Raw genomic sequence first — 19,969 nt, 5'->3', positions numbered from 1 at the left:
GCCAACCTCTGGACTCCGGGGACCATTCCCACCTAGGGGCGCGGGGAACTGCGCGACCAGCCCCCGCGGCCCGCAGCTCTCCACCGGCCGTCAGACCGCAGCTTTTTCAATCTCCCGAGGCTTCAGATCGGCAGTCTCGAGAACATCCCTCAGGTGCCGCTCGACAACCGGCAGCACCTCGGAGATCGTCACGTCCCGCCCGAGCTCACCGGCCAGGGAGGCGACCCCCGCGTCACGGATCCCGCACGGGATGATCCGGTCGAACCACCGGTTGTCCGGGTTCACGTTGAGCGCGAACCCATGCATCGTCACGCCCTTCGCCACCCGGATCCCGATCGCCGCGATCTTGCGGTCCTCGCGGCGCTGGCCCGCGTTGGACGGTGCGTACTCGGGCCCGTTCATCCGCGGGTCGAACTCCTCGTCGTGCAGACGGGGATCGAAGTCCAGCGACAGTCCGCCGAGCGCCGGACGCTGCTCGACAGGGTCACCCAGCACCCATACGCCGCTGCGGCCCTCGACCCGGCTGGTCTCCACGCCGAACTCCGCGCAGGCGCGGATCAGGGCTTCCTCGAGTCGTCGTACGTGCGCCACGACGTCCACCGGACGCGGGAGCTTCTGGATGGGGTAGCCCACCAGCTGGCCCGGGCCGTGCCAGGTGATCTTGCCGCCGCGGTCCACGTCGACGACCGGGGTGCCGTCGAGGGGGCGTTCGCTGTCCGCCGTGCGCCGCCCGGCCGTATACACCGGCGGGTGTTCGAGCAGCAGCACAGTGTCGGGGATCTCGTCCGCGAACCGGGCCGCGTGCACCCGGCGCTGCTCGTCCCACGCCTCCTGGTACTCGACGGCGTCCGCGTCGAAGCCCATACGGACGAACCGCAACTCACTCACGGCAAGCGCCTCCCTAGAGGGGTCGTAAGGCACGAAGCGTGCCTACGCCACTGTACGACCGACCGTCGCGCGTCAGCCGTGCGGTCAATCCTCACACGATCGGATGAACGAGCGTCGAAGTGTGCGATCGTCTGCTCACTCTCCGCTACATTCGCGCCGTCCTATAGAGGCCATAAGGGCTGCTCACAGGCAATCCGGGCAGGAGACACCACCGCAGATGACGGAACGACCCGCGCAGCGCACTCCCAACCGCCAGCTCGCCGCGCTCATCGCAGAAGCGGGGTTCTCCAACGCGGGACTCGCCCGTCGCGTGGACCAGCTCGGTCTCGAACACGGGCTCGATCTGAGATACGACAAGACATCGGTCACCCGGTGGCTGCGCGGCCAGCAGCCCCGCGGCACCACCCCCGCCCTCATCGCCGAGGTCTTCACCCGCCGTCTGGGCCGACGGCTGAGCGCCCAGGACCTGGGCCTCGACGCCTGCGCGCCGGTCTACGCCGGTCTGGAGTTCGCGGCCACCCCCGAGGAGGCCGTCGACATCGTCAGCGGGCTGTGGCGCAAGGACTCCGGCAGCCACGCCGAACTGCGCAAGATCGCGTTCACCCCGGCGGGGCTCGTCGTGCCCAGCCGCGACTGGCTGATCGGCCGGGCCGACGACAGGGTGGCCCGCGGCGAGCCGCCCGTCCGGGTCCCCGTCCAGGGCCGCCCCGCCGTGCCCCGGCAGCGCGGCGCCGAGCGCGGGCCCGGCCAGAAGGTCACCGGCGGCGACATCGCGGCGCTCCGCTCGGTCGGCGAACTCTTCCGCTCCCTCGACGACATGTACGGCGGCGGCCACGCCCGCCAGGCCCTCGTGCGCTACCTGGAGCACGAGTGCGAGCCGATGCTGCGCGGTATGTACGGCGAGCAGACCGGCCGCCGTCTGTTCGCGGCCGCGGCCGACCTCACCCGGCTCGCCGGCTGGACCTCGTACGACATCGCGGCGCACGGGCTCGCGCAGCGGTACTTCGTGCAGTCGCTGCGGCTCGCGCAGGCGGCGGGGGACCGGGCCTACGGCAGTTATGTGCTGATCACGATGAGCCGGCAGGCGGTGTACCTCGGGCACGGGCGCGAGGCGGTGCAGCTGGCGCGGGTGGCCCAGCAGGGGGTCGGCACCAACGCCCCGCCGGTCGTCCAGGCCCTGCTGCACTCCGTCGAGGCACGCGGGCACGGAGTGCTCGGCGAGGTGCGGGCCTGCACGGGCGCGCTGGTCCGTGCCGAGCGCGCCCTGGAGACGGCCCGGCCCGGCGACGAAGTCCCTTACTGGGCACGGTTCTTCGACGAGGCGCAACTGGCGGACGAGTTCGGGCACGCGCACCGGGACCTTCAGCAGTTCCGGGCGGCGGCTCAACATGCCGAACGGTCCTTGCAGTTGCGTGCGCCCGCGTACGCCCGTAGTCGGCTCTTCTGCCGGGTGGTGCTGGCCTCCGCCCGGCTCGGGCTGGGTGAGCTGGACCAGGCGTGCGCGCTCGGTGCGGAGGCGGCGGGGGCTGCCGTGGAGATGCGGTCGGTGCGGGCCGTGGAGTACGTGCGGGACTTCGAGAAGCGGTTGGAGCCGTACAAGGACGCGGCGCCGGTGCGGGGGTATCGCGACAGGGTCGCCGCGCTGGGGTGAGGGGCTCGCCGTGGCGGCGACCGCCCGTGGGACTGCGCGACAGCGTCGTGGCTTGTCGCGCCCACGCGGCGGTAGCCGCACATCGATACAGCCCCGCGCCCCTTCAGGGCGCGTTTCAGGCGGCCTGCGTCGTTGGGATCGGTTCTGCCCTGTGCATCGGGATCGCCGATCCCAGGTCCGTCAGGATTGCCGTCGAGGCTCGGTGGCCCGAGTGGAGGGCGCCCTGGACCGTGCTGGTGTCGCGGTGGTCGCCGCACACGTACAGGCCCGCCAACAGGCGTACCGGCCGCCGGAGATCGTGCGGTGCCCGCATCGCCGGTACGGCTTCCGGGGTGTGGTGGACGGCGAGGGTCTCCCAGCGGTCGGTGGGGGTGCCGTAGAGGCGGGACAGGTGCATGCGTACGGCCGTGTCGACGTCCGGCGGAGGCGGGCCCAGGACCGTGGAGCTGACCAGGGCGCGGCCCGCCGGGGCGCGGCTCGGGTCCACGCGGCTCATCACCGCCGTGTGCGCCACCGGGCCGCTCCGGTCCGCGTCCAGGAGCATGGACGCGTCCGTCTCCGGGGGCTCGTCCGTGGTGTGGTGGACCACCGTCACCGGGTGGAAGTCCGGTACGCGCAGGCCGGGCAGCAGATGCGCCGCGGTGCGGGCGTCGGTCGCCAGGAGCAGCGCCCGGCAGCGGAACTCACCGTGCTCCGCCGTGCTCACGGAGCTCGTCGACACCGAAGTGACCCGTACGCCCGTGTGCACCGTGCCCGGCGGCAGCGAGCGCGCCAGGAGTTCCGGCAGCACCTCCGCGCCGCCCTCCGGCACACACAGCCGCCCGGCGGCGAAGGCGCGCAGCGCGAGGTCGGCGCACCGGCTGGACGTGGTCAGCTCGGGGTCGCAGAGCAGCGCGGCGAGCAGCGGGCGCAGGAAGCCGTCGATCGTACGGGCGGGCAGACCGCGGGCGGCGAGGGCCTGACCTGCCGGCGACTCGGGGCGGGACAGCAGCCGTTCGATCGGGGTGTGCGCGATCCGGGTGAGCGCGGCGCCGAGGCGGGCCTGGTCCACGCCGCTGCCCAGCGGGCTGGTCACGGACGCCGTGGTCGGCCGGGGCGCGCTCGCCAGGGCGCGCACCGCGTGGAGTGCGCCCCGTGCGCCCCGCGCGCTCCCGGCGCCTGCCGGGGCGTGCACGCGATGGTGGCGTCCGTCGCTGTGCAGCAGGACACCGGGCGCGAACGGGCGCAGGACCAGCCCGTCGAGCCCTGGTGTCATCCCTAGTTCCGGGTACGCCGTGGACAGCAGCTGTCCGATCCGGTCGAGCCGGAAACCGTCGACCTTCTCCGTCGACATACGGCCGCCCACCCCGTGGGCGGCCTCCAGCACCGCGGTCGTCACTCCTGCGCTGGTCAGCCGATGCGCGGCGGAGAGTCCGGCAACCCCGGCTCCCACGATCACGACGTCCGCCTGGTACGCGGGCTCAAGCACGTGCCCCTCCTCGAGGTTGCGCGGCCGGTGGAGACGTCATGCCCCCAACTGGCTCCGGGGATACCCGAGTTCGGCTTGAGGTTAAGTCGGTAGTCGGTCAGGAACAGTCGCGCATGAACAGAGCACGGTCGCACGCCGGTCGCATACGGTCACGCGGCGGCTCGGAGGGCTCCCTCGATCTCCGGGAACGCGAAGGTGAACCCCGACTCCAGCAGTCGCTTCGGCACCACCCGTTGGCTGCCGAGCACATCCCCGGACAGCTCACCGAGGACCGTCCGCAGCACCGGCGAGGGCACCGTGAAGAGGGTCGGCCGGTGCAGTACGCGCCCCATGGCGGCGGTGATCTCCCGGTTCGTCAGGGGGTTCGGGGCCGTCAGGTTGAACGGTCCGGAAAGCCCGTCGGTGTCGATGAGATGCCGGATCGCGGCCACCTCGTCGTGCAGCGAGATGAACGACCAGTACTGCCCTCCGTCGCCCAACCGCCCGCCCAGTCCCGCCTTGAACAGCGGGAACAGACGCCCCCAGGCCCCGCCCTTGCGGGACACCACCAGCCCGGTCCGCGTGAACACGGTCCGTACGCCCGCCTTCCGCGCCGGCTCCGCCGCGCCCTCCCACTCCACGCACAGCTCGGGCAGGAACCCCTCCCCGGGCGGCGCGCTCTCGTCGACGACCCGGTCGCCGGTCTCGCCGTAGTAGCCCATCGCGCTGCCGTTGACGAAGACCCGCGGCGGCTTGTCCAGCGAGGCGACCGCCTCGGCGAGCGCGGTCGTGCCGAGCACCCGGCTGCATCGGATCCGCGCCTTGTACGCCTCCGTCCAGCGCCGGTCACCGATCCCGACACCCGCGAGGTTCACCACCGCGTCGCACCCGGCGAGCCCGGCCGTGTCCACCCGCTTCCCCTCGGGATCCCACCGGACCTCGTCGGCACCCCTCGGCGCCCGGCGCACCAGACGCACCACCTCGTGACCATCCGCCGTCAGGGACCGGACCAGTGCGCTGCCGATGAGACCGGACGCACCGGCCACCGCGATTCGGGAAGGCTGCATGCCGTCAATTCTGCTCCGGATCCGCACAAAGGCCCGGTCTCGTGCGCCGTATGGTGGCCGACATGCACATACGCCACGCCACCCTCGACGACGAGGACACGCTGGGCCGCCTCGACCGTGCCACCTGGTCCACGCTGCACGCCGTCTCGCCGCGCCCCCAGCCGCCGTACGCGCCCTTCTACAGTGAGCGGTTCGGGCCGCGTGACCATCTCGTCGCCGAACTCGACGGTGTGCTCGTCGGCTACATCCGGCTCGGCTTCCCGACCCCGCTGGCGTCCAACGCGCACGTCCGCCAGATCCAGGGCCTGGCCGTCGCCGCGGAGGCGCGCGGCGCCGGGGTCGGCCGGGCGCTGCTGCGGGCGGTGCAGGAGGAGGCCCGGAAGCTGGGCGCCCGCCGCATCACCCTGCGCGTCCTCGGCCACAACACTCCGGCCCGGAGGCTCTACGAGTCCGAGGGCTTCGTGGTGGAGGGTGTGCTGCCCGAGGAGTTCCTCCTCGACGGCACGTACGTGGACGACGTCTTCATGGGGCGCAGTCTCTGACCTGGTCGGCCTCGGCGGCCGCACGGCGGCGGCGGACGACCAGACACAGCGCGGCTCCCGCGACCAGCAGCGAGATCAGGAAGAAGACGGGCACGGCAGCCTCCCGGGGTCAGGGCACATGATCAGGGGTATGCCCGGACGGGACCCCGGGTACGGCATTGGTCCGGACGAGGGCGTGGGGCGCCTCAGCCCGTCAGCAGTCGCATTCCGCCCACCAGTTCCCGCAGGCACCGCACCGCCAGCTCCGCGGGTGAACCCGGGCCGCCGGTGTCCGCGTCCGTCTCCGCCCAGGTCTCCAGCGCCACCCGGATCGCGTCCGTCGCGGCCGCCGCCGCGAGGCGCACCTCCAGCGGGTCGGCGTCCGGTCCGGCCAGCCTCGCCACCACCGGGATCAGCTTCTCCTCGGACTCCTGGTTCACCCGGTACCAGACGGCCCGCAGCGCCGGGTCGGCCACCGCCGCCCGCAGCAGCGCCCGCGTCTGCCGCAAGCCCTCCGCCGCGTGCGCGTCCGGCACGGACAGGGACTCCTCGATCGCCCGCTCCAGCGCCCCCGGCAGATCGGCGGCGCCCGGCTCCGACGCGGCGAGCAGCTCACGCCAGCGGTCGGCGCCCCGGGCCAACAGCGGGCCGACGGCGTCCTGTTTGCTGCGGAAGTACCGGTAGAACGTGCGCAGGGCGACCCCGGCCCGCTCGGCGATGTCCTCCGCGGTCGTGCCATCAGGACCGTGCTCGGTGAACAGCGTGGCGGCGGCGCGTGCGATGTCGAGCTGGGTAGCCGCCTTGCGGCGCTCGGTCAGTGAGAGGGGCTTGGTGCTCACCGGGGAAGCCTACGCCGCAGCTCTGACATCACTTCGGACGCGCCGACCGGCTACGACGTCACCAGTTCGCCGGTGTCCACCGGTGCCGTCGCGGTCGCCGCGCGCTCGGCGTCGTCGGCGACCTCGTCGGCGGTCAGGACGTACCCTGTCTCGTCGTCCGAGGTCGAGCGGGCGAAGACGACGCCGAAGACCTTGCCGTCCGTGGTCAGCAGCGGCCCGCCGGAGTTGCCGGGGCGGACGGTGGAGCGGATCGAGTAGATCTCGCGGGTGACCGTCCCGTCGTTGTAGATGTTCTGGCCGGTCGCGCGGACCCGGTTGGCGACGGTGGCCGCCTGGAGGTTGAGGTCGCCGTCCTGGGGGTAACCGGCGACGACCGCGGCGACGCCGCGCGCGGCGTCGTCGTCGAAGCGCAGGACGGGGGCCTCGAGGTCGGGCACGTACAGCACCGCCACGTCCTTCTCCGGGTCGAAGAGCACCACGCGCGCGTCGTACGACCGGCCGACCCCGCCGATCCGGACGGTGGGCTCGTCGATACCGGCCACCACATGCGCGTTGGTCATGACGTGCTCGCGGGAGTAGACGAAGCCGCTGCCCTCGCGGCCCTGGGTGCCGGAGGCGCCCTCGATCTTCACCGTGCTGCGCTTGGCCGCGTTCGTGGCGCTCGCGGTGACGCTGTCGCCGGAGGGCTTGGCGACCCGGGCCGTCGACTCGTTCTCGAAGGGGTTGAAGACCTGTGGGAAGCCCGCCTCGGTGAGCGCGGAGGTGGCCCGGGAGAACCAGGCGGGCGTGGTCTCCGGCATGGCGTTCTGGACGGCCCCCAGCAGCCGTGAGTCCTGGATCGCCGTGGTGAGCACCGCCGACGAGGACGCGCCGAGCACGCTCGCCGCCACCCACGCCACGATCAGCACGGCGACCGAGTTGGCCGCGGCCCCGCCCACCCCGTCGGCGACCCGCAGCGGTCCGTGTTCCAGCTCCCGGCGCAGTCGCAGTGCCAGCCGCCCCGCCAGTTCGTGCCCGACCACGGCCGGGAGCAGCACCGTCAGCACCGCGGTCACCGTCGCCGTGGTGCTGCCCGGGGTGACCAGGTCCATGATCCACGGCAGCACCCACACGCCGATGATCGCGCCGCCCACGAAACCGGCGAGCGAGACACAGCCGGCCATGAGGCCGCGCCGGTAGCCGGATGCCGCGTAGGCCAGGATCACCAGCACCAGCAGGATGTCGAGCAGGTCCACGGAGCCGCCTTTCTCTCGGACCCCTTATTACGGGCGGGACGAGCCCAGTGATCAGCACGCGCACGCGCGGGACGCCGGGAACCGGCCACGCGTGCGTGCACAGGCCGTGCATCCGGAGAAACGCCCCGGACCAGGACGATGGTTCCACCGGGTGGCACACCACACATCGCGGACGCGGGAGATCCGGCCGAGAGTGGGACCATGCGTGTCCGAAGAGCTCGGGGGATGCGACGACGGCGCCCGGTCCGGATACCGACCGGGCGGCGGCCCGTCCGGATACCGGCCCGGATGCGGTACCCGCTCGCCTGTCTGCCCGGCCTGGCGGCCGTGGCGGTCCTCGTGCTCTGCGCGTACGGCGTCGAACACGCGGCCCAGCCCCGCCCCACGCACCCCCTCGCGGTCCGCCCCGCCGCCACGCACCAGGCGGCGCGGCCGCCGATCGTGCCGAGAGCGGTCTGGGCGGCCGCCACCGGCGAGGCGAACACGGCCGCGCTCACCCCGCCCCCGGCCCGCTACGACGACAAGGTCGTCGCCGTCTTCGTCCACCACACCGACTCGCCCAACGGCTACGACTGCGCCGAGGCGCCCCGCATCATCCGCTACCTCGCCGCGGGCCAGACCGGCACCCGGCACTGGGACGACATCGGCTACAACTTCCTCGTCGACCGCTGCGGCACGATCTACGAGGGCCGCGCGGGCGGCGTCGACCGTCCCGTCACCGGCGCCCACACCCAGGGCTTCAACCACCGCACGACCGGCATCGCGGCCCTGGGCACCTTCACGGCGGGCGTCCCGGTACCGAGGGCGATGACGGACGCGATCGCCGCGCTGGCGGCCTGGAAACTGGGCCTCGCGGACATCGACCCGCGCTCCAGAGTGAAGCTGACCTCCAGCAACGGCCTGAGCCGCTACGCCGCAGGCACCAAGGCGTCCCTCCCCGCCGTCGCGGGCCACGACGAGGGCTACATGACCAGCTGCCCCGGCGCCGCCCTCACGGCCCGTCTCCCGGAGATCAGACAGACGGCGGCGAGACTGCAGGGCAGACTCCCCGCGACCCCCTCCGCACGGCCGCCCACCGGGCTCTGACACCCTGGACGGGTACCGCCGCGCGGTACCGACGGGGAGGGGTGAGCGCGATGTCCGGGACGTGGACCGACGACAGCGACCACGACGAGGCGGTCCGGCAGGCCGAGCGCGCCGAACGGTTCGCCTGGCGGGCGATCGGCGGCGTGAGCGCCCTGCTGGTCCTCGTGGCCGTGGCCGTGGCCGTCGCCCTCCTGGTCGCCGGCGTCGCGCTGGCCTACGCCCTGACCGTCGTCACCGACTGACTCACCGCCGCCCCAGATAGGCCCGCACGGCCCGCTGGAGCACCTTCCCCTGGCTGCCCACCGGCCGCTCCCACTCCCCGAGGTACTCCACGGCGTGCCCGCCCGCACCCGTCTTGAAGCCGAGCCGGCCCAGCAGCCGGTCCTCGGTGAGGGCGGGCGTGATGGACCGCAGGTCGTACGTCTCGACGCCCGCCGACCGCGCGTCGTTCATCATCCGCCACAACAGGGCGCTGCTGGGCCGCAGTTGACGCCCCTGACGCCCGGACGCGGCATACGAGTGCCATGAGCACGAGCCGACGTTGATCATGAGGGCGGCGGAGAGCACGACGCCGTCGTACTCGGCGAGATACAGCCGCACCCGGTCGTCGTCCTCGGCGTTCAGCGCCTTCCACATGCGGCGGAAGTAGTCCAGGGGCCGCGCCTTGAAGCCGTCGTGCGTGGCGGTCGACACATACAGCCGGTGGAAGTCGGGCAAATCCGCCGCCGAACCCCAGGAGACCCGGACCCCGGCCCCCTCCGCCGTACGCAACGACTGCTCCCAGTGCGAGGCCAGCCCTTCGCGCAGATCGTCCGCCGTGCGCCCGTCCAACGGGACGAGACACCCGTAGCGCGGCTGCCCCAGGCCGAAACCGCTCCCGTCCCCCTCCTCGCACCGCCGCCACCCGAGCCGCCCCAGCCGCTCGGCGGCGTCCAGCGCGTACCCGTCGATGGCCTCCGCGGGCAGATCGTGCAGATGGCGTACGGCGGGGTCGGCGATCCCCGTCGCGACCGTCGCCGGGTCCCACTGCCGTACGACGACCGGCGGCCCGATGCGCACCGAGAACGCCCCGCGCGCCTCCAGATGCGCCACGAGCGGGTCCAGCCAGCGCTCCAGACGGGGGTCCCGCCAGTCGATCCGCGGCCCGTCGGGCAGATAGGCCAAAAAGCGCCGGGTCCCGGGCAGCGGCCGGTACAGGACCAGGGCCGCCGTCACCATCGACTCGCCCTCGAACCAACCGACGCTCTCCGCCAGCCAGTCCGGCTTCACATCGCCCCACTCGGGGATCTGGAGATGGCTCGAGTCGGGGTGCAGCCGCAGGTGGGCGAGATGTTCCTCGCGTGAAATCTCCCGCACGTACGGGCTGGTCATGGGCAGGGCGCTCCTGTTCAGGGCCGCAGCGCGGCGGGAGCGGCCACCGTACGCCGGGAATCACGCCACGGGTCAAGGGTCCGGAGGTGAACCTTCCGGACCCGCCCCGTGACGTCGGTCACCGGACCGCGCGGAGCGCGGCGGTGAGCCGGGGGTAGACCTCCAGCTGCCGGTCGGCCGCGGTGATGCGCAGCACGCTGCGGGTGAGCGGATGCGACGCGACGACGAGCAGCCTCAGCGTCACCGCCCGCGCGAGGGCTTGCGCGTCCTCCAGACAGGGGTGCCGCAGATCGACGACGACGGTGTCGGCGCGCTGACCGCGGGCGTGCAGCAACCGGCGCACGAGGGCGGTACGGATGTGCTCGGCGTTGGCGATGTCGATGACCTCGTCCACGTCCACCACCAGCACATGGTCGAGGGCGTGGAAGACCGGCAGTGGCACGATCGGCTCCTGAGCGGGGGTTCAGCCGGGTGGACGGCCGCTGCCTGACCGGTCCTCACCTCCGAAGGAGCGCGCGTGCGCCGTCCGTGGCACTCCCCGCCTCCCTCCCGCTTCCGTGAGCTCCCGCGCGGCGCGGCCGTGACAGGTGACCGGCCGTCATTCTGGAGGGCATGACGACCGATTCGCGCGGTTCCGCCGCATTCCTCGTCGACGAGTCGCTGGGCTACCTCTTCCCGGCCGCGCTGCGTGCGGCGGCCGCCGTGGGAGTGGCGGACCACCTCACCGACGGCCCCCGCTCGCCCGCCGAACTGGCCGCGGCCACCGGCACGGACGCCCGCAACCTCTACCGCGTCCTGCGCCTGCTCGCCACGCGCGGCATCGTCGCCGAGGACCCCGAGGGCCGCTTCCGCCTCATGCCCGCCGGCGACGCGCTGCGCACCGACGCCCCGCACTCGGCGCGCTCGGCGATCCTGATGAACACCGACCGCAGCCTGTGGCTCCCGGCCGCCGCCATGGAGCGCTGTCTGACCGAGGGGACCTCGGCGTTCGAGGGCATCTTCGGGATGCCCTTCTTCGAACACTTCGCCAAGGACAAGGAGACCGCCGCCGTCTTCCACACCGGGATGGCCGCGATGTCCGACCCCGAGAACGAACCGATCGCCGCCGCGTACGACTTCCCCGGGACGGGCACCGTCGCCGACGTGGGCGGCGGCCACGGCGGCCTCCTCCTGGAGGTCCTGCGCCACAACCCGGGCCTGCGGGGCGTGCTCCACGACCAACCGCATGTGCTGGCCGGTCACCGCCTGGACACCGAGGAGACCGCGGGCCGCTGGAGCGTGGCGGAGGGCGACTTCTTCACGGGGGCGCCCAAGGCGGACATCTACCTGCTCAAGCGCATCCTCCACGACTGGGAGGACGACCAGTGCGTCACGATCCTGGAGCGCTGCCGGGAGGCCATGGCGCCGGACGGGCGCATCCTGGTCGTGGACGCGGTCGTCCCCCGGGACAACGCACCCCACCAGTCCAAGACCCTCGACCTCCTGCTCATGTCCGCCCTCGTCGGCCGCGAACGCACCGAGTCCGACTTCGCCGCGCTGTTCGCGGCGGCCGGGCTCAGGATCTCCCGCATCCTCCCGACCCCGACCGTGCTCTCGGTGGTGGAGGCGGTCGCGGCACCGTAGCCCCGCCGCTCACAGACTTCTCCCAGCCGACTCAACGATCACCCAGAGCCGACAGCTCTACCTTCAGGTCATACGCACTGACTGGAGGTGGGGAAGATGAACAGCAGTCACACCGACACCAAGACGACCCGCGGCCCCTGGGCGGCGCTCTGCGCGGCCGTGGCCGTCGTCCTCGGGCCGGCCGCCGTCACGGCATCCGCCCTCGACCAGGCCAACGCGGCCCCCATGCACCACGTGGTGCTGAAGGCCGACCAGGCACAGGCGTACCTCCCCACGGACCCCACCCGCAGGCGCGCGGCGGCGGTCTGAGGCTCAGTCGGGGCCGTCGCCGGTCAGGCCCAGGAACTGCTCCCCGGACGGGTCGACGTCCACGCCGAGCCCGTTCATCAGGCCCGCCAGCATGACGTAGTAGCCGACCGTCGTGACGATCTCGACCACCTGCCGGTCGGTGAAGCGGTCCCGGAGAGCCGCCAACCCGCCCTCGGACAGGGTGTGTCGGGAGATCAGCTCGAACGTCGCGGCGACCACCGCGGAATCCGTCCCGTCGAACTCCGGCCCACTGGCCCGCCGTTCGGCGATCGCCGCCAACTGCTCCTCCGTCACGCCGGAGTTGAGCGCGATCGGGCGGTGCTGCGCGGCCTCGTACTCGCAGCGCGTCCCCGCCGCGACCGCCATCACGAGCAGCTCGCGCAACCGCACCGGGAGGGTCGACTCCAGCAGTACGGCCAGGCCCAGGTCGATCGCCCGGTCCGTGAGCGGCGGGGCGTGGGAGAGCATGCGGAAGGCGTTCAGCGGCACGGGGAGCTTCGCGACACCGGCGGCGGGATGTTCCGGGTACGGGATTCGAGCCATGGTTCCCCCTGAATCAGAAGCCGAAGCAGACGTCAGGCCCTGAACCGCTCCCACAGCTTGGGATACCGCTCCGACAGCACCGGCTCGCTCTCGAGGTCGATCGGTGCGCCCTCCGGCTCCGGGGGCGCCGGCGGAATGCCGAGGTCGGGGGCGACGACCCCGGTGAGCTGCTCGTACGCCTCGTCGGCGGCGTAGCCCAGCTCCTCCCCGTCGCCGTCGATCTCCTCGTCGAAGTCGTCCAGCAGGTCGGCCAGTGAGTCGGGGGCGTGCACGGCACCCTCGTAGACCTCGCGGCCCTGGCCGATCAGCCAGCAGCGGAAGAAGTCGAAGGCGTCGTCGCTGGCCCCGTCGAGCAGCACCCAGGCCGCCCCCCACAGGTCCCAGGTGTACGCGCGGTTGTAGCGGGCCTCGAAGTGACGGGCGAAGTCCAGGACCATCTCGGGGTCCATCTGGAGGAGCCGGTCCACGAGCAGGTCGGCCTGCTCCTCGGGGTCGCCCTCGGCGGCCCCGCGGGCGGCGTCCACCAGCTCCCAGAACTCCGTCTCGTCCATCACGGGACAAGCATCGGCCCTGGGCGGGTGAGGCGCACGTGGAGTGCGGCGGATTGTTATGTCCCGTACAGACCGGTCATACGTCTTGCGTCGGCGGCGAACCGCGCCCTCAGCCTCTCCGGAGCCAGCACCTCCACCTCCGGGCCCAGCGACAGCAGCTGTGTGTGGGCGACCGTCTCCGACTCCACGGCGACCGTCACGGTCACCCAGCCGTCCCCGTCCGGCGCCCCCGCCCGCTCCAGCGCCTCCGCGGCGGAGAGCCGGTCCGCGAGGGCGTACGGCAGCCGCCGCGCCCCGTCCGGCGACAGCCGCAGGACCACCTCGGCCCGCAGGATCGAGCGCGCGAACCGCTCCGCCTGCTCGTCCCAGAAAGCCGGCAGATCGAAGGCCTCGTCCCGGGAGAACCGGTCCGCCGACGGCGCCACGGTCGTGAACCGGTCGATCCGGTAGACCCGGAACGAGCCCGGCTCGATCACCCGCGCGCACAGGTACCAGACCCCGGCCTTCAGCACGAGCCCGTACGGCTCCAGCTCCCGCTCGACCTCCGCCGCGCCCTTGCGGTAGCGGGCGGTGACCCGGCGGTCGTCCCACACCGCCTCGGCGACGGCGGGCAGCAGCTCGGGTGTCTTCGGCTCGCTCCACCAGTTCGGGGCGTCCAGATGGAAGCGCTGGGCCGCCGTCCTCGGGGCGTCCCGCAGGGAGGGCAGCAGCGCCGCGGAGACCTTGAGCCGGGCGGCGGAGGCGGCGTCCTCCAGGCCCATCTCACGCAGCGCGCCCGGCACCCCGCTCAGGAACAGCGCCTCCGCCTCGCCCCGGGCCAGCCCGGTGAGCCGGGTCCGGTACCCGCCGATCAGCCGATACCCACCGGCCCGCCCCCGGTCCGCGTACACCGGGACCCCCGCCTCGGACAACGCCTGCGCGTCCCGAGTCACTGTCCGCTCGGACACCTCCAGTTCCGCCGCCAGCTCGGCGGCGGTCATGGAGGGGCGGGACTGGAGAAGGAGCACCATCTTGATGAGCCGGGCGGCACGCATGGGTTCATGATGCCGGGTGCGGGTGGGTGGGGGCTGGTCGCGCAGTTCCCCGCGCCCCTTAAAAGACAGGCCCGCTCAGGCGCACCTGCTTTTAGGGGCGCGGGGAACTGCGCGATCGACCCCCACACACCCGCAGCCGAATTACAGCCCGTACTTCTCGCGCGCTTCCTTCACGGCCGTAGCCTTCACCTCACCGCGACGCGCCAGCTGCGCCAGCGCGGCCACGACAACCGACTCGGCGTCGACGCCGAAGTGGCGACGGGCGCCCTCGCGGGTGTCCGAGAGACCGAAGCCGTCGGCGCCGAGCGAGGACCAGTCCTGCTCGACCCACTGCGCGATCTGGTCCGGGACCTGGCGCATGTAGTCGGAGACCGCCAGCACCGGGCCGTCGGAGCCGTGCAGCGCCTGGCGGACGTACGGGACGCGCTCCTCGCCGCGCAGCAGTGCGGCGTCCGCCTCCAGGGCGTCGCGGCGCAGCTCCGTCCAAGAGGTGGCGGACCACACGTCGGCGGCCACACCCCACTCCTCCGCGAGCAGCTTCTGCGCCTCCAGCACCCAGTGGATCGCCGTGCCGGAGCCCAGCAGCTGGATGCGCGGGGCGTTCGCCGCGGCCACGTTCAGGCCCGCCGACTCCGCCGTGTTGAAGCGGTACAGGCCCTTGACGATGCCCTCGTCGATGCCGAGCCCGGAGGGCTTCGCCGGCTGCGGGAGCGGCTCGTTGTAGACCGTGAGGTAGTAGAAGACGTTCGGGTCCTCACCCGGGGCCGCCTCGCCGTACATCCGGCGCAGACCGTCCTTGACGATCGCCGCGACCTCGTACGCGAACGCCGGGTCGTACGTCAGGGCGGCGGGGTTCGTCGCGGCGATGACCGGGGAGTGGCCGTCGGCGTGCTGGAGGCCCTCGCCCGTCAGTGTCGTACGGCCCGCCGTGGCGCCGACCAGGAAGCCGCGGCCGAGCTGGTCGCCGAGCTGCCACATCTGGTCGGCCGTGCGCTGCCAGCCGAACATCGAGTAGAAGATGTAGAACGGGATCATCGCCTCACCGTGCGTGGAGTACGCGGTGGACGCGGCGATGAAGTCGGCCATCGAACCGGCCTCGGTGATCCCCTCGTTGAGGATCTGGCCGTTCTCGGCCTCCTTGTAGTACATCAGCTGGTCACGGTCGACCGGCTCGTACGTCTGGCCCTTGGGGGAGTAGATCCCCAGGGACGGGAAGAGGCTCTCCATGCCGAAGGTGCGCGCCTCGTCGGGGACGATCGGCACCCAGCGCTTGCCCGTCTCCTTGTCGCGGACCAGGTCCTTGATCAGGCGGACGAAGGCCATGGTGGTGGCCACGTTCTGCGTGCCGGAGCCCTTGTCGAAGGAGGCGAAGGCCTTCTCGGCGGGGGCGGGCAGCGGGGCCAGCGCGTGCGTACGGCGGGCCGGGGCGGGACCACCGAGGGCCGCCCGGCGCTCCTGGAGGTAGCGCACCTCGGGGGAGTCGGCGCCGGGGTGGCCGTAGGGCACGACCCCGTCGACGAAGTCGCTGTCCTTGATGGGCAGTTCAAGAAGGTCACGCATCGTCTTGAACTCGTCCACCGTCAGCTTCTTCATCTGGTGGTTGGCGTTCTTCGACGCGAAGCCCTCACCGAGGGTGTTGCCCTTGACCGTCTGGGCCAGGATGACCGTCGGGGCGCCCTTGAACTCGACGGCGGCCTTGTAGGCGGCGTAGACCTTGCGCGCCTCGTGGCCACCGCGCGAGAAGTGGAAACACTCGAGGATCTTGTCGTCGCTCAGCAGCTTCGCCATCTCGGCGAGCGCCGGGTCCTTGCCGAAGAAGTCCTCGCGGATATAGGCGGCGCCACGCGTCTGGTACGTCTGGACCTGCGCGTCCGGTACCTCGCGCAGCCGTCTTACCAGCGCGCCCGTGGTGTCGAGCTGGAACAGCTCGTCCCAGGCGTTGCCCCACAGCGACTTGATGACGTTCCAGCCGGCGCCGCGGAACTGGGCCTCCAGCTCCTGCACGATCTTGAAGTTCGCGCGGACCGGGCCGTCGAGGCGCTGGAGGTTGCAGTTGATGACGAAGGTCAGGTTGTCCAGACCCTCGCGGCTCGCCAGTGCGAGTGCCGCCGTCGACTCCGGCTCGTCCATCTCGCCGTCGCCCAGGAAGGCCCAGACGTGGGAGGCGGAGACGTCCTTGATGCCGCGGTTGGTCAGGTAGCGGTTGAAGCGCGCCTGATAGATCGCGGAGAGCGGGCCGAGGCCCATGGAGACGGTCGGGAACTCCCACAGCCAGGGCAGCCGGCGCGGGTGCGGGTAGGACGGCAGTCCGTTGCCCCCCGCCTCGCGGCGGAAGTTGTCGAGGTGGTCCTCGTTCAGCCGGCCGTCGAGGAAGGCGCGGGCGTAGATGCCGGGGGAGGCGTGGCCCTGGATGTAGAGCTGGTCGCCCGAGCCGTCGGCCTCCTTGCCCTTGAAGAAGTGGTTGAAGCCGGTCTCGTAGAGCCAGGCCGCGGAGGCGAAGGTGGCGATGTGGCCGCCGACGCCGTATTTGGAGCCACGGGTGACCATCGCGGCCGCGTTCCAGCGGTTCCACGCGGTGATGCGGTGCTCCATCGCCTCGTCACCGGGCGCGGACGGCTCGGCGGCGGTGGGGATGGTGTTGACGTAGTCGGTCTCAAGGAGCTTCGGCAGCGCGATGCCGCCCGCCTCCGCCCTCTCCAGCGTGCGGCGCATCAGGTACGCGGCACGGTGCGGGCCGGCAGCCTTCGCGACCGCGTCCAGCGAGGCCTGCCATTCGGCGGTCTCCTCGGGGTCACGGTCCGGGAGCTGGTCGAGCTCGCTCGGCTGGATGGCGTTGGGGTCGGTCATGTCGCCGCCTTCCTCAGTCGAAGGGGGTTCCCTCATCGGTAAGGGTTCGGGGGTGCCCTAGGTCTTTGGCAGGACAGGGCTCAAGCCTCGGTGGAGGCCAGTCAGCCTCGGTGGAGGCCCGTCGGCGACTGTAACTCCCTGATCGATGATCGATCAAAGGGTTGAGGGGCAAAACCTCTTGGTTTCGAGAAAATAGGCACGGGGTGCCTCCCGAAGAGACACCGGGTGCCGTGTTCTCGAACGGTTTTCGCAGGTGGGGGCAGGTACGAGGCGACGAATGAGCGGGGCCGCGCTCAGGGCTCGTGGCGCGGTGCGCAGCCCAGGACATGGGCCTTGACGAGTTCGGCGATACGGGGATCCCGGCGCCGGAAGGCCTGCACGAGCTCCTCGTGCTCCTCGGCGTACGACTGCTGGACGGTGCCCAGCCAGCGGATCGACAGGGCGGTGAAGACCTCGATGCCGAGCCCTTCCCAGGTGTGCAGCAGCACGGAGTTCCCGGCCGCCCGGACCATCTCCCGGTGGAACCCCACGGTGTGCCGCACCTGCCCGGTCCCGTCGGAGGCGCGGTCGGCGTCGTAGAGCGCGGCGACATGCGGCTCCAGCGCCGAGCAGTCCTGCGCCAGCCGCTCCGCCGCCAGCTCCGCCGCGATGGCCTCCAGACCGGCCCGGACCGGGTAGCTCTCCTCCAGGTCGGCCGCCGTCAGGTTCCGCACCCGTACGCCCTTGTTCGGCGCCGACTCGATCAGCCGCAGCGACTCCAGCTCGCGCAGCGCCTCCCGCACCGGGGTCTGACTGACCTCCAGCTCGGTGGCGATACGTCGCTCCACGATCCGCTCGCCCGGCTTCCAGCGCCCGCTGACGATCCCTTCCACGATGTGCTCGCGGATCTGTTCGCGCAGCGAGTGGACGACGGGCGCGGTCATGAGTGCTCCTTAAGGGCGTTTGACGTTTAGACAATAAGGCCGAGTGCCCGTCACGGTGGGGCGCACGGGGGCGCTTTCATGCAGGTGAGACGAGACTTACACGCTCCCAGTCCGACGACTTCTGTCAAGACACGGAACCCCGTGGCCCGTCGGGGTGTCGCGTTCGGCAGGGGTTCCCACTTCGGCGCCCCTTCGTACGACTGGGGGATGGCATGAACATCGGGGGACACCGGGGACTGGCCGTCGCGGCCGTGATCGGCGCGATCATCGGCATCACGGGCTGCCAGCAGACGTCGACGCGAGCGGCGGGGCAGCCGGCGGACAAGGAAACGATCACCGGCCTGGCAGGTCAGGCCGGCACCGGCGCCCTCGGCGGCGCCTGCGTCTTCGTCAAGCCCGACGGGGCCCAGAAGTTCGGCCACGTCGGCTGGGGCTTCCGCGTGGCGGGCACCGGGCGCTGGGTGTACGGCGCCGTCGAGAACCCCACCGGCGCGCTCTACACGGCCCCGGGCGGCGACATCGGGGCGTGGCACGCGGAGGGGTCGTACCGGCGGATGCTGAGCGACATGTCCCGGGACGCGTACTACCCCGGTGCGTCGGACCACCCGTACAGCCGTTACCGCTGCACGAACTCGTCGACGTACGACGTGAACGCGGCGCGGACGATGATCCGCGAGGTCGAGGCCCGCGGCTTCCTGGTCGGCATCGATCCGCGGACGGGCGACCTGACCTCCCGGGACTGCCTCGACGCGACGTACGACGTGCTGAAGGCGTACCGGACGAAGGGGCTGACGCGCGCCGACAAGCTGTCCGTCCCGAACGTGTGGGTCGAGCTGCTGTGGGGCTGGTCCGACAAGCGGCTGACGCCCCGGTGACACGGCGGTGCCCCGCCCGGAAAGCTCCGGACGGGGCACCGTACTGCTTCTGAAGGGGCTCAGAGGCCGAGCTCGACCTCGAACTCGCCCGCCTCCAGGATCGCCTTGACCGCGGTCAGGTAACGGGCCGCGTCGGCGCCGTCCACCAGACGGTGGTCGTAGGAGAGGGTCAGGTAGGTCATGTCGCGGACCGCGATGACCGTGCCCTCTTCGGTCTCCAGGACGGCAGGGCGCTTGACCGTGGCGCCGATGCCGAGGATCGCGACCTGGCCCGGCGGCACGATGATCGTGTCGAAGAGCGCACCGCGCGAACCGGTGTTGGAGATGGTGAAGGTCGCGCCGGACAGCTCGTCGGGCGTGATCTTGTTGGCGCGGACCTTGCCGGCCAGGTCGGCCGTGGCCTTCGCGATACCGGCGATGTTGAGGTCACCGGCGTGCTTGATGACCGGGGTCATCAGGCCCTTCTCCGAGTCCACCGCGATACCGATGTTCTCGGTGTCGAAGTAGGTGATCGTGCCTTCGCCCTCGTTGATCTTGGCGTTGATCGGCGCGTGCGCCTTCAGCGCCTGGGCCGCGGCCTTGACGAAGAACGGCATCGGGGAGAGCTTGACGCCCTCACGGGCGGCGAAGGAGTCCTTCGCGCGGCCGCGGAGCTTCATCAGCCGCGTGACGTCGACCTCGACGACCGAGGACAGCTGCGCCTGCTCGTGCAGCGCCTTGACCATGTTGTCGCCGATGACCTTGCGGATGCGCGGCATCTTGACGGTCTGGCCACGGAGCGGCGACGCCTCCAGCGTCGGCGCCTTCTTGGCGGCGGGGGCAGCCGGGGCAGCCGCGGCCGGAGCCGGGGCAGCGGCGGCGGCCTTCGCGGCCTCGGCGGCGGCGACGACATCCTGCTTGCGGATACGACCGCCGACGCCGGTGCCCTTGACGGCGGTCAGGTCGACACCGTGCTCGGCGGCGAGCTTGCGCACCAGCGGGGTCACGTAGGCACCGTCGTCACCGGAGCCGGCGGCCGGGGCGGGCGCGGCGGGGGCGACCGGAGCCGGAGCGGCCGGCGCGGGGGCCGGGGCGGCCGGAGCCGGGGCGGCGGCGACCGGGGCCGGCGCAGCCGCGGGCGCGGCGGGGGCAGGAGCCGGGGCCGGCGGGGCCACGGGAG

20 protein-coding genes are annotated in these 19,969 nt (G+C 72.1%); 7 read left to right on the top strand and 13 right to left on the bottom strand.

What is annotated here, in order from left to right; all coding sequences use genetic code 11:
- Positions 1 to 90: 90 nt before the first annotated feature.
- A complete protein-coding gene (gene lipB / locus ABKA17_RS44810) occupies positions 91 to 888 on the bottom strand; it encodes a lipoyl(octanoyl) transferase LipB (RefSeq protein ID WP_353698213.1) in 798 nt (265 codons plus the stop codon).
- Between the two features lie 217 nt (positions 889 to 1,105).
- Here lipB and ABKA17_RS44805 point away from each other — a divergent pair, with 217 nt between their 5' ends.
- Positions 1,106 to 2,539 carry an NsdA family TPR-like regulatory protein gene (locus tag ABKA17_RS44805; protein ID WP_353698212.1) on the top strand — a complete coding sequence of 478 codons (1,434 nt, stop codon included), beginning with the start codon at positions 1,106 to 1,108 and terminating at the stop codon, positions 2,537 to 2,539.
- Between the two features lie 115 nt (positions 2,540 to 2,654).
- Here ABKA17_RS44805 and ABKA17_RS44800 read toward each other — a convergent pair whose 3' ends face one another.
- Both ABKA17_RS44800 and ABKA17_RS44795 read right to left on the bottom strand, forming a co-directional pair.
- On the bottom strand, positions 2,655 to 4,007 hold the full coding sequence (locus ABKA17_RS44800; RefSeq protein WP_353698211.1) for an NAD(P)/FAD-dependent oxidoreductase: 1,353 nt from the start codon (positions 4,005 to 4,007) through the stop codon (positions 2,655 to 2,657).
- Between the two features lie 149 nt (positions 4,008 to 4,156).
- A complete protein-coding gene (locus ABKA17_RS44795; protein ID WP_353698210.1) occupies positions 4,157 to 5,053 on the bottom strand; it encodes a TIGR01777 family oxidoreductase in 897 nt (298 codons plus the stop codon).
- A gap of 62 nt (positions 5,054 to 5,115) precedes the next feature.
- On the opposite strand from ABKA17_RS44795, the gene ABKA17_RS44790 reads away from it, so the two are divergent.
- Entirely contained in the window at positions 5,116 to 5,595 is a 480-nt protein-coding gene (locus ABKA17_RS44790) for a GNAT family N-acetyltransferase (protein ID WP_353698209.1), read from the top strand.
- A gap of 185 nt (positions 5,596 to 5,780) precedes the next feature.
- Here ABKA17_RS44790 and ABKA17_RS44785 read toward each other — a convergent pair whose 3' ends face one another.
- Both ABKA17_RS44785 and ABKA17_RS44780 read right to left on the bottom strand, forming a co-directional pair.
- A complete protein-coding gene (locus ABKA17_RS44785; RefSeq protein ID WP_353698208.1) occupies positions 5,781 to 6,413 on the bottom strand; it encodes a TetR family transcriptional regulator in 633 nt (210 codons plus the stop codon).
- Positions 6,414 to 6,463: 50 nt separating this feature from the next.
- On the bottom strand, positions 6,464 to 7,648 hold the full coding sequence (locus tag ABKA17_RS44780; RefSeq protein ID WP_353698207.1) for a MarP family serine protease: 1,185 nt from the start codon (positions 7,646 to 7,648) through the stop codon (positions 6,464 to 6,466).
- Positions 7,649 to 7,873: 225 nt separating this feature from the next.
- Here ABKA17_RS44780 and ABKA17_RS44775 point away from each other — a divergent pair, with 225 nt between their 5' ends.
- A complete protein-coding gene (locus ABKA17_RS44775) occupies positions 7,874 to 8,734 on the top strand; it encodes a peptidoglycan recognition protein family protein (RefSeq protein WP_502994545.1) in 861 nt (286 codons plus the stop codon).
- A 50-nt stretch (positions 8,735 to 8,784) separates the two neighbouring features.
- Entirely contained in the window at positions 8,785 to 8,976 is a 192-nt protein-coding gene (locus tag ABKA17_RS44770; protein WP_353698206.1) for a hypothetical protein, read from the top strand.
- 1 nt (position 8,977) lies between these two features.
- Here the strand turns inward: ABKA17_RS44770 and ABKA17_RS44765 are convergent, their stop codons facing one another.
- Positions 8,978 to 10,105, bottom strand: a complete 1,128-nt coding sequence (locus ABKA17_RS44765; RefSeq protein WP_353698205.1) for a lipid II:glycine glycyltransferase FemX — start codon at positions 10,103 to 10,105, stop codon at positions 8,978 to 8,980.
- 118 nt (positions 10,106 to 10,223) lie between these two features.
- A complete protein-coding gene (locus tag ABKA17_RS44760) occupies positions 10,224 to 10,547 on the bottom strand; it encodes a hypothetical protein (protein ID WP_353698204.1) in 324 nt (107 codons plus the stop codon).
- A 170-nt stretch (positions 10,548 to 10,717) separates the two neighbouring features.
- Here ABKA17_RS44760 and ABKA17_RS44755 point away from each other — a divergent pair, with 170 nt between their 5' ends.
- A complete protein-coding gene (locus ABKA17_RS44755; protein ID WP_353698203.1) occupies positions 10,718 to 11,728 on the top strand; it encodes a methyltransferase in 1,011 nt (336 codons plus the stop codon).
- Between the two features lie 96 nt (positions 11,729 to 11,824).
- Positions 11,825 to 12,037 (top strand): hypothetical protein, encoded by a 213-nt coding sequence (locus ABKA17_RS44750; protein WP_353698202.1) that lies wholly within the window; start codon positions 11,825 to 11,827, stop codon positions 12,035 to 12,037.
- Positions 12,038 to 12,040: 3 nt separating this feature from the next.
- Here the strand turns inward: ABKA17_RS44750 and ABKA17_RS44745 are convergent, their stop codons facing one another.
- The 5 genes from ABKA17_RS44745 to ABKA17_RS44725 all read right to left on the bottom strand — a co-directional run bounded on the left by ABKA17_RS44745 (position 12,041) and on the right by ABKA17_RS44725 (position 17,935).
- On the bottom strand, positions 12,041 to 12,580 hold the full coding sequence (locus tag ABKA17_RS44745; protein WP_353698201.1) for a carboxymuconolactone decarboxylase family protein: 540 nt from the start codon (positions 12,578 to 12,580) through the stop codon (positions 12,041 to 12,043).
- A gap of 32 nt (positions 12,581 to 12,612) precedes the next feature.
- Positions 12,613 to 13,131, bottom strand: a complete 519-nt coding sequence (locus tag ABKA17_RS44740) for a DUF4240 domain-containing protein (protein ID WP_353698314.1) — start codon at positions 13,129 to 13,131, stop codon at positions 12,613 to 12,615.
- 56 nt (positions 13,132 to 13,187) lie between these two features.
- The gene (locus ABKA17_RS44735; RefSeq protein WP_353698200.1) at positions 13,188 to 14,165 is read right to left on the bottom strand and encodes a helix-turn-helix transcriptional regulator; all 978 of its coding nucleotides are present in this window, start codon (positions 14,163 to 14,165) and stop codon (positions 13,188 to 13,190) included.
- 141 nt (positions 14,166 to 14,306) lie between these two features.
- Entirely contained in the window at positions 14,307 to 17,012 is a 2,706-nt protein-coding gene (gene aceE / locus ABKA17_RS44730; protein WP_353698199.1) for a pyruvate dehydrogenase (acetyl-transferring), homodimeric type, read from the bottom strand.
- A 293-nt stretch (positions 17,013 to 17,305) separates the two neighbouring features.
- Positions 17,306 to 17,935: a GntR family transcriptional regulator gene (locus ABKA17_RS44725; protein WP_353698198.1), complete on the bottom strand. Its 630-nt coding sequence runs from the start codon at positions 17,933 to 17,935 to the stop codon at positions 17,306 to 17,308.
- Between the two features lie 212 nt (positions 17,936 to 18,147).
- On the opposite strand from ABKA17_RS44725, the gene ABKA17_RS44720 reads away from it, so the two are divergent.
- Positions 18,148 to 18,810, top strand: a complete 663-nt coding sequence (locus tag ABKA17_RS44720) for a hypothetical protein (RefSeq protein WP_353698197.1) — start codon at positions 18,148 to 18,150, stop codon at positions 18,808 to 18,810.
- A gap of 59 nt (positions 18,811 to 18,869) precedes the next feature.
- Here the strand turns inward: ABKA17_RS44720 and sucB are convergent.
- A partial coding sequence (sucB, locus tag ABKA17_RS44715) for a 2-oxoglutarate dehydrogenase, E2 component, dihydrolipoamide succinyltransferase (protein WP_353698196.1) occupies positions 18,870 to 19,969 on the bottom strand: 1,100 nt, incomplete at its 5' end.

Origin of the sequence: Streptomyces sp. RG80 (assembly GCF_040446465.1) — a bacterium.
In the GTDB taxonomy this organism is placed as follows: Bacteria; Actinomycetota; Actinomycetes; order Streptomycetales; family Streptomycetaceae; genus Streptomyces.
The sequence above is the reverse complement of the archived record's forward strand: the minus strand, read 5'-3'. Positions and strand labels throughout refer to the sequence as shown.

Coding starts and splice junctions, on each gene's coding strand:
- ABKA17_RS44805 (WP_353698212.1), top strand. CDS start 1,106: ATGACGGAACGACCCGCGCAGCGCACTCCCAACCGCCAGCTCGCCGCG.
- ABKA17_RS44795 (WP_353698210.1), bottom strand. CDS start 5,053: ATGCAGCCTTCCCGAATCGCGGTGGCCGGTGCGTCCGGTCTCATCGGC.
- ABKA17_RS44790 (WP_353698209.1), top strand. CDS start 5,116: ATGCACATACGCCACGCCACCCTCGACGACGAGGACACGCTGGGCCGC.
- ABKA17_RS44775 (WP_502994545.1), top strand. CDS start 7,874: ATGCGACGACGGCGCCCGGTCCGGATACCGACCGGGCGGCGGCCCGTC.
- ABKA17_RS44770 (WP_353698206.1), top strand. CDS start 8,785: ATGTCCGGGACGTGGACCGACGACAGCGACCACGACGAGGCGGTCCGG.
- ABKA17_RS44765 (WP_353698205.1), bottom strand. CDS start 10,105: ATGACCAGCCCGTACGTGCGGGAGATTTCACGCGAGGAACATCTCGCC.
- ABKA17_RS44755 (WP_353698203.1), top strand. CDS start 10,718: ATGACGACCGATTCGCGCGGTTCCGCCGCATTCCTCGTCGACGAGTCG.
- ABKA17_RS44750 (WP_353698202.1), top strand. CDS start 11,825: ATGAACAGCAGTCACACCGACACCAAGACGACCCGCGGCCCCTGGGCG.
- ABKA17_RS44745 (WP_353698201.1), bottom strand. CDS start 12,580: ATGGCTCGAATCCCGTACCCGGAACATCCCGCCGCCGGTGTCGCGAAG.
- ABKA17_RS44740 (WP_353698314.1), bottom strand. CDS start 13,131: ATGGACGAGACGGAGTTCTGGGAGCTGGTGGACGCCGCCCGCGGGGCC.
- ABKA17_RS44735 (WP_353698200.1), bottom strand. CDS start 14,165: ATGCGTGCCGCCCGGCTCATCAAGATGGTGCTCCTTCTCCAGTCCCGC.
- aceE (WP_353698199.1), bottom strand. CDS start 17,012: ATGACCGACCCCAACGCCATCCAGCCGAGCGAGCTCGACCAGCTCCCG.
- ABKA17_RS44725 (WP_353698198.1), bottom strand. CDS start 17,935: ATGACCGCGCCCGTCGTCCACTCGCTGCGCGAACAGATCCGCGAGCAC.
- ABKA17_RS44720 (WP_353698197.1), top strand. CDS start 18,148: ATGAACATCGGGGGACACCGGGGACTGGCCGTCGCGGCCGTGATCGGC.